General features: G+C 73.6%; 12 protein-coding genes. 4 read left to right on the top strand and 8 right to left on the bottom strand.

Annotated elements, in window-relative coordinates; all coding sequences use genetic code 11:
- Positions 1-13 precede the first annotated feature (13 nt).
- The 5 genes from EIL87_RS03215 to EIL87_RS03195 all read right to left on the bottom strand — a co-directional run bounded on the left by EIL87_RS03215 (position 14) and on the right by EIL87_RS03195 (position 6,340).
- Positions 14-787: a polyprenol monophosphomannose synthase gene (locus EIL87_RS03215; protein WP_125088621.1), complete on the bottom strand. Its 774-nt coding sequence runs from the start codon at positions 785-787 to the stop codon at positions 14-16.
- A gap of 49 nt (positions 788-836) precedes the next feature.
- On the bottom strand, positions 837-2,393 hold the full coding sequence (gene lnt, locus EIL87_RS03210) for an apolipoprotein N-acyltransferase (RefSeq protein ID WP_233575987.1): 1,557 nt from the start codon (positions 2,391-2,393) through the stop codon (positions 837-839).
- A 156-nt stretch (positions 2,394-2,549) separates the two neighbouring features.
- On the bottom strand, positions 2,550-3,896 hold the full coding sequence (locus EIL87_RS03205; protein ID WP_125088620.1) for a vWA domain-containing protein: 1,347 nt from the start codon (positions 3,894-3,896) through the stop codon (positions 2,550-2,552).
- Positions 3,893-4,765, bottom strand: coding sequence for an AAA family ATPase (locus EIL87_RS03200; protein WP_125088619.1), 873 nt, complete (start codon positions 4,763-4,765; stop codon positions 3,893-3,895). The genes EIL87_RS03205 and EIL87_RS03200 overlap by 4 nt, the downstream gene beginning before the upstream one ends.
- 78 nt (positions 4,766-4,843) lie before the next feature.
- Positions 4,844-6,340: a molybdopterin-dependent oxidoreductase gene (locus EIL87_RS03195; protein ID WP_125088618.1), complete on the bottom strand. Its 1,497-nt coding sequence runs from the start codon at positions 6,338-6,340 to the stop codon at positions 4,844-4,846.
- A gap of 137 nt (positions 6,341-6,477) precedes the next feature.
- Between EIL87_RS03195 and EIL87_RS03190 the strand changes: the two genes are divergently transcribed.
- Positions 6,478-7,569, top strand: coding sequence for an NAD-dependent epimerase/dehydratase family protein (locus tag EIL87_RS03190; protein WP_125088617.1), 1,092 nt, complete (start codon positions 6,478-6,480; stop codon positions 7,567-7,569).
- On the opposite strand, the gene EIL87_RS03185 is transcribed toward EIL87_RS03190, so the two are convergent.
- From EIL87_RS03185 to EIL87_RS03175, 3 genes are read right to left on the bottom strand one after another with little or no spacing between them, the layout of a single operon-like run.
- The gene (locus tag EIL87_RS03185; protein WP_125088616.1) at positions 7,543-8,574 is read right to left on the bottom strand and encodes a sensor histidine kinase; all 1,032 of its coding nucleotides are present in this window, start codon (positions 8,572-8,574) and stop codon (positions 7,543-7,545) included. The two genes, EIL87_RS03190 and EIL87_RS03185, sit on opposite strands and share 27 nt — an antisense overlap.
- Positions 8,571-9,269, bottom strand: a complete 699-nt coding sequence (locus EIL87_RS03180; RefSeq protein WP_125088615.1) for a response regulator transcription factor — start codon at positions 9,267-9,269, stop codon at positions 8,571-8,573. Before EIL87_RS03180 ends, EIL87_RS03185 begins: the two co-directional genes overlap by 4 nt.
- Positions 9,270-9,274: 5 nt before the next feature.
- Positions 9,275-10,543, bottom strand: coding sequence for a hypothetical protein (locus EIL87_RS03175; RefSeq protein ID WP_125088614.1), 1,269 nt, complete (start codon positions 10,541-10,543; stop codon positions 9,275-9,277).
- Between the two features lie 134 nt (positions 10,544-10,677).
- On the opposite strand from EIL87_RS03175, the gene EIL87_RS03170 reads away from it, so the two are divergent.
- The 3 genes from EIL87_RS03170 to EIL87_RS03160 are packed head-to-tail and all read left to right on the top strand — an operon-like array spanning position 10,678 to position 12,598.
- A complete protein-coding gene (locus EIL87_RS03170) occupies positions 10,678-11,337 on the top strand; it encodes a glycosyltransferase family 2 protein (RefSeq protein WP_199740220.1) in 660 nt (219 codons plus the stop codon).
- Positions 11,334-11,990 (top strand): TIGR04282 family arsenosugar biosynthesis glycosyltransferase, encoded by a 657-nt coding sequence (locus EIL87_RS03165; protein ID WP_125088613.1) that lies wholly within the window; start codon positions 11,334-11,336, stop codon positions 11,988-11,990. The genes EIL87_RS03170 and EIL87_RS03165 overlap by 4 nt, the downstream gene beginning before the upstream one ends.
- Positions 11,987-12,598, top strand: coding sequence for a methyltransferase domain-containing protein (locus tag EIL87_RS03160; protein ID WP_233575986.1), 612 nt, complete (start codon positions 11,987-11,989; stop codon positions 12,596-12,598). The genes EIL87_RS03165 and EIL87_RS03160 overlap by 4 nt, the downstream gene beginning before the upstream one ends.
- The last annotated feature ends 4 nt before the right edge of the window (positions 12,599-12,602 follow it).

The following is a 12,602-nucleotide window of genomic DNA, read 5'->3' as shown; positions in this document are numbered from 1 at the left end:
ACCGGCCCTGACGTCAGGGCAGCAGGGAGCGGAGCGTCCCCGCAGCTTGGGTCCCCCTGCGGCGCAGACCCCACTTGGTGACCCTGATCAAGGCCTCCCGGACGATCTCCGCGTCCATCTTCGAGGCGCCGAGCTCGCGCTCGACGAAGGTGATCGGCGCTTCGGCCACCACGAAGCCCGCTTCGACCGCGCGCAGGGCCAGGTCGACCTGGAAGCAGTAGCCCTGCGAGGCGATGGTGTTCAGCCAGACGGTTTCCAGCACCTCGCGCCGGTAGACGCGGTAGCCGGAGGTGATGTCGTTGATCGGCACGCCCAGGGCTAGCTTCGAGTAGAGGTTGGCGCCGCGGGAGAGGAACTCCCGGTACCAGGGCCAGTTCACCGTGCTGCCACCGGTGACGTAGCGCGACCCCAGCACCACGTCGGCGCCGGTCCCGCCGTCGCCGAGCATGCCGACCAGGCGCGGCAGGTCCTCCGGGGCGTGCGAGCCGTCGGCGTCCATCTCCACGATCGCCGTGTGGTCGCGGGCCAAGGCCCACTCGAACCCGGCGACGTAGGCGGCGCCCAGACCGGCCTTCTCCGTGCGGTGCAGGACGTGCAGCCGCTCGTCCTGCGCGGCCAGCCGGTCGGCGACCTCACCGGTGCCGTCGGGGCTGCCGTCGTCGACCACCAGCACGTTCGCCGCGGGCAACGCCTCGAACAGCCGCCGCACGATCGGTTCCAGGTTCTCCCGCTCGTTGTAGGTCGGGATCACCACCAGCACCTTCTCGGCCGGCGCTTGCCTCGCCATCCACATCCTCCTAGCCGGTCAGCGCGACCGGCCGTGATTCGTCCGTCGATCAGGCGCGGGACTTCCGCGACCGCCACCCGGCGGCTGCGACCGCACCCACGCCCAGCACTGCCAGCACCCACGTCGGGGCCGAGCCGAGCGCGGTGGCCGGGGTACGGCCCGCCCGCAGCGCGACCTCGGCGGTCAGGTTCTGCTCGGTGAACAGCTCGGTCTGCGCGGTCACCGAACCGTCCGGTGCCACCACCGCGCTGACCCCGCTGGTGGCCCCGACCAGCACCGAGCGGCCGGTCTCCACCGCGCGCAGCCGCGACATCGCCAGCTGCTGGTAGCTCATCTCCGAGTGCCCGTACCAGGCGTTGTTGGTGGGCACCGCCAGCAGTGTGGCGCCCTGCGCGGCCGCCGGGCCGAAGACGTCGTCGTAGGCGACGTCGTAGCAGATGCCCACACCCAGCCGCAGGCCCGCGACGTCGATCACGCCCGGTTCCTCGCCGGGGACCATGTCGGACTGGAAGCGGTCCACGAAGGGGCTGACCAGCCGCGCGACCTCGCGCATCGGAATGGTCTCGGCGAAGGGCACCAGGTGTCGCTTGACGTAGCGGTCGCCGAAACCGGTCCCGGGGTCCCAGCGCACGATCTGGTTGTGCAGCTGCCCGTCGCGGTCCTGACCGAGCCCGCCCACGACCAGCGGCACGCCCAGCTGGGAGGCGACGGAGGAGAGCTCAGGATCGGTGCGCGCGGGTCCCCAGCTGCCGATCTGCTCCGGGAGCAGCACGAAGTCGGGCTTGGCGACGCGGCCGGAGCGCACGTCCGCGACGAGCTGCTGCGCGGCCTGCACGTGGTTGTCGTGCAGCACGTCGTCCTCGTAGAGCAACCCGAGACCGAGGTTGGGCGCGTTGCCCTGCACGATCGCGACGCGCGCCGTCCCTGCGTTCGCGTCGGTGCCCACCAGCGGCCAGCAGGTCAGTCCTCCCAGCAGCGGCGTAGCGATCGCCGCGACCGGCACCGCCCAGCGGCGCGGAGCGCGGACCAGTGTGCCCAGACCGGCGCCGACCAGCGCCACGGCGAAGGACACCAGCGGCGCACCGCCGATCGCGGCCAACGCCAGGAACGGACCGGTGTCCTGGGTGAAGGCCAGTCGCCCCCACGGGAAGCCGCCGAACGGGAACGCCGAGCGCACCGCCTCGGCGGTCACGAACACGGCGGCCATCCACACCGGCGCCGCGGGCAGGCGGCTGACCAGCGCCATCCCGGCCCCGCCGAGTCCGATGAACGCCGCCTCGACCGCGGCCACGCCCAGCCAGGGCCAGGGGCCGAAGTCCGCGCCGAGGAAGTCCTGCAGCCAGCCCAGCAGCGGCAGCAGGAACGCGAAGCCGAACACCAGGCCGTAGCCGAAGCCCGCCCGGGCCCTGCGGTGGCGCACCACGGCGGCCAGCACGGCCATCGCCAGCGGAGCGACCCACCAGGCCTCGCGCGGCGGGGAACCGGCGTAGAGGGCGAACCCCGCGGCGATCACCGCGGCCAGGCGCAGCACCCAGGCGGTGCGGCGTCCGGGAGTGCGGCCATCCGGCTGCGCCTGGTCCTGCGCAGGAGCCGTGGGGACTACCACCCGACCAACCTTCTCCGTGCTCCTCGACCCCACCCCGGGGCCACCGACGTGTGCACGTGCCCCCAGGCACGCCTCGCCCCAAATGTACGCGCCGGACCTCCCGGCCCCGCCACAGAGCCCCGCGCTCGAGCACAGCGGGACCGGGGGCGGGGCCGCTCAGACCGGCAGCAGCGTGGAGACGAGGTGGGCTAGGCGGCGGGTGTTGCGGCACTCGTGCATCTCCACCACGCCCGCGTAGGCGTGCGCCGCGGAATCGCCGGTGGACCAGCGGACCTCCGGTTCGGGGTTGAGCCAGAACACCCGGCGAGAGCGCTCCTTGATCGCGTGCAGCGCCTCCAGGTCAGGGTCCCAGCCGTTGGTGCGGGCATCACCCAGCACCAGCACCGAGGTGCGCGGCCCCAGCGCCTCCAGGTACCGGTCGGTGAACTCCGCCAGGGCGCTGCCGTAATCGCTGCTGTCGTGCCAGCCGGTCACGGTGGCCTCGGTGAGGATGCGCCTCCCCAGCTCGGCGGGGTCGGCCGCACCCGGCTCGACCAGGTGCGTGACCTCGTCGGTGCGGTTGACGAAGGCGAACACCCGGACCTTGCTGAACTGGTCGTGCAGGGCCTGGACCAGCAGCATCGTGAAGTTCGCGAAGCCGGCCACCGACCCCGACACGTCGCACAGCAGCACGATCTCCGGCCGCGCCGGCCGGTGGTGGGCGTAGGCCGGGCGCAGCGGGACGCCGCCGGTGGACAGCGATCGGCGCAGCGTGCGGCGCAGGTCGATGCTGCCGCGGCTGGCGCGGCGACGCCGGGCCGCCATCCTGGTCGCCAGCTTGCGGGCCAGCGGCTGCACGGCGCGACGCAGTTCGGCGAGTTGGTCGCGTCCCGCGCTGAGGAAGTCGACTTGGTCGGCGCTGGGGGCGATGGCGTGCTTGGCGACGTGGTCGACGCCGCGCAGCTCGGCCGAGCGCCGACGGGCCTCCGTGCGGACGCGGTCGCGGAAGTCGTCGATGCGGCGCCGGATCTCGTCGCGGTCGAGCCGGTCGGTGAAGTCCTCCTCGGCGTCCCCGCGCATCGCGGCCAGCACCCGGGCGAGCAGTGTCTGCGGCTGCAACCGCTCCAGGGTCTGGTGCGCTGACCAGCCCTGGGGTCCGTTCTCGCCGCCGAAGTGGCCGAGCGAGTCCACGGCCTCCCCGGCCAGCTGCGACAGCGCTCCCGAGTCGTCGGCGGCCAGCGCGTCGACCAACCGCTGGTCGAGCCCGGGATCCGCTTCGCCGCGGGCGCTCTCCGGCGCGCCGACGCCGGCGGGGAAGTAGAGGTCGAAGGCCGCGTCGAAGACCTTGCGCTGCCCGTCGGCGCGCAGCAGCGCCGCGGCAAGGCCTTCGCGGAGGCGTTCCCGGTCGGCCATGCCGAGGACGTCCACAACCGCTGCGGCATCGACGGTTTCGCCTGGACCGACGCGCACTCCCTGCTCGCGCAGCGCTCCGGTGAAACCGACCAAGCGGGACTGCAAGGTCATGGCACGACCAGCTTCTCAGTGGCCCGCCGCACGTCGTCCTGGTGCTTGAGGATCACCCCGAGGCTGTCGCGGACCACGTCCTCGTCGAGGGTGTCGGCGCCCAGGGCCAGCAGGGTGCGGGCCCAGTCGATCGTCTCGGCCACCGACGGGGACTTGCGCAGCTGCATCCCGCGCAGCGCCCCGACCACCTCGACCACCGAAGCGGCCAGCGCCTCGTCGAGCCCGGGCACCTTGAGCCGCACGATGCGCTGCTCCAGCTCGGCGTCGGGGAAGTCGATGTGCAGGAACAGGCAGCGCCGCCGCAGCGCCTCGGACAGCTCGCGGGTGGCGTTGGAGGTCAGCACCACGAACGGCCGCCGCGACGCGGTGACCGTGCCGAGTTCGGGGACCGTGACCTGGAAGTCGCTGAGCACCTCCAGCAGCAGGCCCTCGACCTCGACGTCGGCCTTGTCGGTCTCGTCGATGAGCAGCACCGTGGGCTCGTCCCCGCTGATGGCCGTCAGCAGCGGGCGGGACAGCAGGAACTCCTCGCTGAAGATGTCGGTGCGCGCCTCGTCCCAGGTCTCGTCACGACCAGCGGTGATGCGCAGCAGCTGCTTGGCGTGGTTCCACTCGTAGAGCGCGCGGGCCTCGTCGATGCCCTCGTAGCACTGCAGCCGCACCAGCCGCGCGTCGGCGACCGCGGCGACGGCCTTGGCCAGCTCGGTCTTGCCGACACCCGCCGGCCCTTCGACGAGCAGCGGTTTGCCGAGCCGGTCGGCCAGGAACACGGTGGTCGCCACGGCCGTGGAGGCCAGGTAGCCCGTCTCGGCCAGCTTCTCGACGACGTCGTCCACCGACTCGAAGAGGCCCGTTCCGCCGTCGGTCACCGCACGCTCCGTTCCACCGAGTTCCACACCGAACGGTTGCTCAGCCCGAACGCCCGTGTCCCGCGGAAGTGATGCCGGTCACGTGCAGCGGAAGACGATCTCGTGCAGACCTGTCGCGCCGTCGGGGAGGACCCCCTGGCGCGCCTCGGTCTGCGGGACGCCGCTGCGGTCGAGGGCGCGGCACTGGACCACGTGCTCGCCCGGCGGCAGGTCCAGCCTGGCCCGCCACATGCGCCAGGTGTCGCGGCTGACCTCGGTGGCGGTCTCGGCGTCCTGCCACGGCCCGCCGTCGACGCGCACCTGCACCGCGTCGATCCCGGTGTGCTGGGCCCACGCGATCCCGGCGACCGTCACCGGACCGGAGGGGACCTGGGCGCCGCGTCGCGGCCGGTCGATGCGGGACTGCGTCTTGATCGGACCCTGCTGGGCCCACCCGCGCTGCTGCCAGTAGGCCTTGCGGTCGAAGGTGGTGACCTCGGCGTCGACCAGCCACTTGGTGGCCGAGACGTAGCCGTAGAGCCCGGGTACGACCACGCGCACCGGGAAACCGTGCTCGGCGGGCAGCGGTTCGCCGTTCATCTCGAAGGCCAGCAGCGCACCTCGGTCGGGTTCGAGCAGCAGGTCGACGGGCGTGCCCGCGCTGTAGCCGTCGCTGCTGGTGGTGAGCAGCTGCTGCGCGCCGGGCCGCACACCGGCCTCCAGCAGCAGGTCGCGGACCGGCACACCGACGAAGTTCGCGGTGGAGATCAGGTTGCCGCCGACCTCGTTGGACACGCAGGCGAGGGTGATGGTGCGCGCTTCGAGCCGACGGGCCAGCAGGTCGGCGAACGACAGGTCCAGCTCCCGGTCGACCATGCCGTGCAGCCGGAAACGCCAGTCCTCGGCGCGCAGCTGGGGCACGACCAGCGCGGTGTCGATCCGGTAGAACTCGCGGTTGCCGGTCAGGAACGGCGGGGTGCCGTCGGCGACGAAGTCCGCGCCTGCCGGGATCGGCGGCTGCGGTACCGCGGGCAGCCGCGAGGCCACCGCCTGCTGCGAGGACGCCAGGCCGGACTGCCTCGAGGTGCCGACCACACCCGCGATCCCGGCGCCGACCACGACCAGTCCGGAGGTCACCAGGAACCGACGCCGGTCGAACTGCGTGGCCACCGGCGCCCGGCCCACCTGGTGCAGCCAGGTGAACACGCCAACGCCGACCACGAGCGACACCAGGGCGGGGAGGACGTCCTGCTCAGCGCGGGTCAGCGCTGCCGCCACACCGACCAGTCCGAACGCGGCGATCACCAGCGCGCCGGGCAGCACCCGGCGACGGGAGAGCAGCCCGGCGGCGACCGCGAGCGCGGCGATGACCAGTGCCATGCCGACGATCAGGGCGATCTTGTCCGCCGTGCCGAACAACGCGACCGCGAACTCCTTCACCCCGGGCGGCACGAGGTCGATGAAGGCACCGCCGACGGTCACCGGGGGAGAGGCGCGCGGATCGTCGAACCCGGCCACCAGGTGTCCGGCGGCCAGCGCCGAACCCGCCGCGATGAGTCCGATCGCGGCCGCACGGCCGCGGGAGAGCGAGGTCATGGTTCCATTCGAGACCCCGCAGCGCGTCGCCGCCAGCAGTCGGGCGCGCTCGTAAGGGAGCTGAAAGTTCTTGTGGAACGATGACATCCACGCTCGCTCGGACCGCTCGAGCCGGGTCGCGTCCTACCGTCGGGACCGTGCGCATCCTGCTGACCGGCGCCGCCGGGTTCATCGGCTCGGCCATCGCCGACACCCTCACCGACCACGGCCACGAAGTCGTCGCCCTCGACGCGCTGCTCCCGCAAGCGCACGGCGGGCCACCGCAGACCCGGCACCCGCTGGTGCGCGGCGACGTGCGCGACGCCGACCTGGTGCGCGACCTGCTGCGCGGTGTCGACGTCGTCTGCCACCAGGCCGCGATGGTCGGGCACGGCGTGGACCCGACCGACATGCCGGACTACGCCGCGCACAACGACCTCGGCACCGCGGTCCTGCTGGCCGCGATGCACGAAACGGGTGTGCGGCGGCTCGTGCTGGCCTCCTCGATGGTCGTCTACGGCGAAGGCCGCTACCGCTGCGCCGAGCACGGTCTGGTCCGCCCCGGTGAGCGGCGTGCCGCGGACGTCGAGGCAGGACGCTTCGAACCGCCGTGCCCCTGGTGTCACCGGCCGCTGGAACCGGAACTGGTGCCCGAGGACGCCCCGCTCGATCCCCGCAGCACCTACGCGGCCACCAAGCTCGCCCAGGAGCACCTCGCTGCGGCCTGGGCCCGGCAGACGGGCGGGAGCGTGCGCGCGTTGCGCTACCACAACGTCTACGGGCCGCGGATGCCCAGCGGCACCCCCTACGCCGGGGTGGCCTCGCTGTTCCGCTCCGCCCTGCACCGCGGCGAGGCGCCGCGAGTGCTGGAGGACGGCGAGCAACGCCGCGACTTCGTGCACGTGCGCGACGTGGCCGCCGCCAACCTCGCGGCGGTGGAGGCCCAGCCGCTCCGCGGCGTGCTGGACGCGGTCAACATCTGCTCCGGGCAGCCGCGCACCATCGGTGAACTCGCCGAGGCGCTGGCGCAGGCCTGCGGCGGGCCCCGCCCGCGCGTGGTCGGGGGAACGCGCCCCAACGACGTCCGGCACGTCGTGGCGGACCCCGCCAAGGCGCGACGCGTGCTGGGCTTCCGCGCGCGGACGGGTTTCGCCGACGGGGTGCGCGAGTTCGCCGAGGCCCCGCTCCGCGAGACCGTCGGCCAGGAACTGCGGCGGAGTCGCTCAGGATCCGCCGGCAGCCAGCGGTAACCGGACCTCGAACCGGCAGCCGAGGCCGTGGTTGCGGGCGTGGATCTCGCCGCGGTGGGCCTGCACCAGGCCGTGCGCGATCGCCAGACCGAGCCCGGCGCCCGCGGGTTCCCGGTCGCCGTCACCGCGGGCCTGATCGCCTCGGTAGGCCACCTCGAAAACCCGTTCCAGCTCGGAGTCGTCGATCCCGCCGCACGCGTCGTCGACGCGCAGCCACGCCTGCTCCCCGCTCCGCCCCGCGCTGAGCACGACCGACCCGCGGGGCGGGGTGTGCCGGATGGCGTTGGACAGCAGGTTGCGCACCACCCGGGCCAGTTCCGCGTCGCTGCCGGCGACCACGGGCCACTGCTCGGTCTCCGTCGACAGCCGCACGCCCCGCCGCTGTGCGCGCGGGTTCTCGGCGGCGACGGCTTCGCTGACCACGTCGTGCAGCGGCACGGCGGAGAACTCCAGGTGCAGCGCCCCGGCGGTGATGCGGGACAGTTCGAACAGGTCGTCCACCATGCGCGAGAGCCGTTCGGCTTCGCCCTGGATGCGCCCGGCGTAGGAGCAGACCTCACCGGGCTCGTCGACGACGCCGTCGGCCAGCGCTTCGGCCATCGCGCGGATCCCCGACAAGGGCGTGCGCAGGTCGTGGCTGATCCAGGCGACCAGCTCGCGGCGGGAGGCCTCGGCGGCGCGCTCCCGGGCGCGCGCCTCGCGTTCCCAGACGCTCCGACGGGCGATGTTGCGGCCCAGCACCACCGCGACCGGCACGGTCACCACCCCGACGGCGGTGCAGATGACCACCACGGTGGTCAGCTGCGGGCCGAACATGAACCCGGTGACGCCCAGGACGCCGGCCATCGTGGCAAGCAGGGGAACCAGCACCAGCACCGTCAGCGCGGTGGCCAGCGAGCGGTGCCGCAGCAGGAAGAGCAGGGCCGCACCGAGGAGCGCGACGGGCAGCGACAGGCCGATCGCGTACGGAACGACGTGGGTGAGCTCGGTGAGCAGGTCCATCATCCGGCCTCGGGGTCGTAGCGGTACCCGACGCCCCACACGGTGCTGATCCGGTGCGGGCGGTCGGGCCGTGGCTCGATCTTCTCCCGCAACCGCCGCATGTGGACGGTCACGGTCGACTGGTCGCCGAAGTTCCAGCCCCACACCGACTCGAGCAGTTCGGCGCGGGTGAAGGCCCGTCCCGGGTTGCGCATCAGGTGGGCCAGCAGGTCGAACTCGCGCGTGGTCAGCGCCAGTTCGACGCCGTCCAGCGTGCAGCGGCGCGCGGCGGGGTCGAGGACGAGCGAACCGTCCACGACGGACTCCTGCATCACCGGTGGGGCGTGGGTGGCGCGGCGGAGCACCGAGGTCACCCGCAGCACCAGCTCGCGGGGGCTGAACGGCTTGACCACGTAGTCGTCGGCTCCCAGTTCCAAGCCCGCGACCCGGTCGGACTCCTCACCGAGCGCGGTCAGCACCACCACCGGAACCGATCCGTGCTCGCGCACCGCGCGGCACACGTCCCGGCCGCCGATGCCGGGCAGCATCAGGTCCAGCACGACAAGGTCCGGCCGGTGCTCGGCGTAGCTGCGCAGCGCCGTCTCCCCGTCCCCGGCGAGGAGCACCTCGTAGCCCGCGCGTTCGAGGTAGCGGCGGACGACGTCGCGCACCGCGTGGTCGTCGTCGACGACCAGCACCCGCCCGACCTGCTCGCGCATCGTCCTCACCAGCTCGTCGCGATCACGTGCTCGACGCTCAGCGCGGTCACCGCCTGCACCCCCAGCCACCACCGGCGGGACCGGGCCGGCAGCAACGCCCCCGCCACGGCGAACCACACCCCGAAGGGCAACCAGATCCGTTCCACCTCAGCCTTGCTCAACCCGGACAGATCCGCCAGCACCACCGCTGCGCCCGCGGCCAGCACCGGGCCTGACAGGGCGTTGAGCCGGGCCCGGCCCAGCGCGGCGACCACCAGCGGACCGGCCGAGAGCAGGAAGGCGCCGAGGTTGCCAAACACCCAGTAGGCGTAGGGACGCTGCGCGAACTCACCCTGGTGGTAGCGCTGCACGACCAGGTGGTAGCCGTCGAGCCACCAGAACCCGTGTGCCGCGAAGACCCCGACCACGAGCAGGGCTCCGGCGGCCGCCACGGGCAGCTTCCACCAGGCACGGCCGACGACGGCGACGGCGATCAGGGCCACCAGCACCAGCCCGTAGCTGAGGAACAGCGCGAAACCCAGCAGCACGCCGCCGAGCAGCACCGGCACGGCTCGGCGCATCGCCAGCAGCGCGATCCCGGTGGCGGTGACCCCGGTGAACAGGCCGTCGGCTGACACGCCCATCCACACCGCCCCGGGGAACAGCACGACGAAGGGGACCACCGCACGGGCCGCGTCTTCGTCGCGCAGCGCCTTGACCGTCACCGGCACCGCCACCGCGGCCAGCCCGCCGACCAGCAGCGTCACGGTCGACGCCCACGTCCCGCCGCCGAGACCGAGCCGGTCCAGCCAGGTGTAGAACACCAGCGCACCCGGCGGATGGCCCGACACGTGCACCGTCCAGGACCCGGGTTGACCTGCGAGGACGTGCTGGTTGAACTCGCCGATCACCGCGCCGACGTCGTGCACCCGGGGCACGTCGTGCAAGTACTCGGTCCAGTCGGTCAGCCGATCGGTGATGCCCGCGCGCCACCCGCCCCCCAGCGCAAGCGACACCGTCCAGGCCAGCGCTGCGGCGTAGCCCGCTGCCAGCAGCGGGCGCCAGGGCAGGCGGGTGGCGCACAGCGGTCCCCACGCGATCACCACCACGGCGACGGCGACGGCGAGCGGTGTGCCGAGCCCGACGTGCGGGTGCCAGAAGCCGAACAGCGGAGCAGCATCGGCGAACAAGGGGGCGCCGGCGCGGTTGAGCGCCGCACCGGCCACCGCCGTGGCGGTCACCACGAGCAGGGCCAGAGCGGACGCGACGAGGTCGGTACGGGCTGGGGACGGCATCGCCGCGACGGTAATCGGGCACCCCGTTCCGGCCAACTCGGCGGCACGTTCCGTCAGAACCTCGTAAGAAATTCCCTCGCGTAAGGAATCCGTAAGAGCCGCAGCGGTTTTCGCTGATCCAGGAGTGCGGTTGCATGGTTGGTGTGGACGAAGTGGACGTGGTGCTGCCCTGCCTGGACGAAGCCGCCGCGCTGCCCGGAGTGCTCGCGGCCCTGCCGCTCGGGTACCGCGCGCTGGTGGTGGACAACGGCTCCTGCGACGGGTCCGCGGAGGTCGCCGCCGGCCTCGGCGCGACCGTGGTCGCCGAAGCTCACCGCGGTTACGGAGCCGCCGTGCACGCCGGCCTGGAGGCCGCCGAGAACGAGATCGTCTGCTTCGCCGACTGCGACGGCTCGCTCGACCTGGCAGTCCTGCCGCGCCTGGTCGGGCAGGTGCGCTCCGGGGTCGACCTGGCGGTGGGCCGCCGGGTGCCCACCCGGCCCGGTGCCTGGCCCTGGCACGCCCGTGCGGGCAACGCGCTGATCGCCGCCCTGCTGCGACGTGGTGGCGTGCCGGTGCACGACATCGCGCCGGTCCGCGCGGTCCGGCGGGCGGACCTGCTGCGGCTCGACGTCACCGACCGCGCGTTCGGGTATCCGCTGGAGCTGCTGCGCAAGGCCGGGCAGGCGGGCTGGCGGATCGTCGAGACCGACGTCGCGTACCGGCCCCGCGCCGCAGGCACCCGCTCGAAGGTCTCCGGCTCGGTGCGCGGCACGCTGCGCGCCACCCGCGACATGGCACGGGTGTTGCGATGACCGCTCTGCTCGTCGTCGCCAAGGCGCCCGTACCGGGTCTGGCCAAGACCCGCCTGTGCCCGCCCGCCAAACCCGAGCAGGCCGCCGACCTCGCCGCAGCGAGCCTGCTCGACACGCTCGACGCCGTCCACGCCACCTCCGGCGCGCACCCGGTGGTCGCGCTCACCGGCGACCTCCGCCGGGCCGCCCGCGCCGCCGAACTGCGCTCCCGGCTCGGGCTCGGCACGCTGCTGCCCCAGCGCGGCGACGGGTTCCCGCAGCGCCTGGCCGCCGCCCACGCCGACACCGCGGTCGCCCACCCGGGATCGCCGGTGCTGCAGATCGGCATGGACACCCCGCAGGTCTCCGCGGACCTGCTCGCCGAGGCCTGCCACCGCTTGAGCGGTGCCGACGCCGTGTGCGGCCCGGCCGCGGACGGGGGCTGGTGGGCCATCGGCTTCCGCGATCCGCGCGCGGCCGCGCTCCTCGCCGGCATCCCGACTTCGCGTCCCGACACCGGTCGCCGCACCCTCCACGCCCTCTGCGACGCCGGGCTGCGGGTGGCAACGCTGCCCGTGCTCGCCGACGTCGACACCATGTCCGACGCCCACGTCGTGGCCGCGGAGGTCCCGCACACCCGGTTCGCCGCAGCGCTGGCCCAGCACACGTGGTGAGCGGGAGTTTCGACGCCGCGCTGCGCGGTGCCGCCACCACGCTGGAGACCAGCGACGGCCGCGCCCGCACCCTGCCAGGGCACCGCTGGATGGCCACGCCGGACGCCGCCGACCGCCACGTCCTCGCGGCGTGCCGGGGCCCGGTGCTCGACATCGGCTGCGGCCCCGGGAGGCTCGCCGCCGCCCTGACCGACCGCGGCGTGCTGTGCCTGGGGATCGACAACTCGCCACTGGCGGTCGGGATGACCGTCGCGCGCGGAGCGCCGGCGCTGCACCGCGACGTGTTCGACCCGCTGCCCGCGGACGGGAGTTGGCGCGAAGCGCTGCTGCTCGACGGCAACATCGGGATCGGGGGTGACCCGGTGGCGTTGCTCGACCGGGTGCACCGGCTGCTGCAGCCGGGGGGAGTGGCGTGGGTGGAGGTCGAGCCACCCGGTGCGGGGACCTGGTGCGGCACGGGGAGCGTCGTCGACCGCGGGCGCAGCGGGCGGGCCTTCCGCTGGGCCACAGTCGGTGCCGAGGCCATCGCGGCGCTGGCAGCGGGTTTCCGCCCGCGGGTGTTCGAGGTCGACCGGCGCTGGTTCGCGGCACTGGTCCGCACGCCTTGACCCG

Source organism: Saccharopolyspora rhizosphaerae (genome assembly GCF_003931915.1).
Taxonomy (GTDB): domain Bacteria; phylum Actinomycetota; class Actinomycetes; order Mycobacteriales; family Pseudonocardiaceae; genus Saccharopolyspora; species Saccharopolyspora rhizosphaerae.
This window is presented reverse-complemented; position numbering and strand designations above follow the sequence as displayed.

What these genes read in the sequence shown, in the direction of transcription:
- EIL87_RS03215 (WP_125088621.1), bottom strand. Translation starts at nt 787, where the DNA reads ATGGCGAGGCAAGCGCCGGCCGAGAAGGTGCTGGTGGTGATCCCGACC.
- EIL87_RS03205 (WP_125088620.1), bottom strand. Translation starts at nt 3,896, where the DNA reads ATGACCTTGCAGTCCCGCTTGGTCGGTTTCACCGGAGCGCTGCGCGAG.
- EIL87_RS03195 (WP_125088618.1), bottom strand. Translation starts at nt 6,340, where the DNA reads ATGACCTCGCTCTCCCGCGGCCGTGCGGCCGCGATCGGACTCATCGCG.
- EIL87_RS03185 (WP_125088616.1), bottom strand. Translation starts at nt 8,574, where the DNA reads ATGATGGACCTGCTCACCGAGCTCACCCACGTCGTTCCGTACGCGATC.
- EIL87_RS03180 (WP_125088615.1), bottom strand. Translation starts at nt 9,269, where the DNA reads ATGCGCGAGCAGGTCGGGCGGGTGCTGGTCGTCGACGACGACCACGCG.
- EIL87_RS03175 (WP_125088614.1), bottom strand. Translation starts at nt 10,543, where the DNA reads ATGCCGTCCCCAGCCCGTACCGACCTCGTCGCGTCCGCTCTGGCCCTG.
- EIL87_RS03170 (WP_199740220.1), top strand. Translation starts at nt 10,678, where the DNA reads ATGGTTGGTGTGGACGAAGTGGACGTGGTGCTGCCCTGCCTGGACGAA.
- EIL87_RS03165 (WP_125088613.1), top strand. Translation starts at nt 11,334, where the DNA reads ATGACCGCTCTGCTCGTCGTCGCCAAGGCGCCCGTACCGGGTCTGGCC.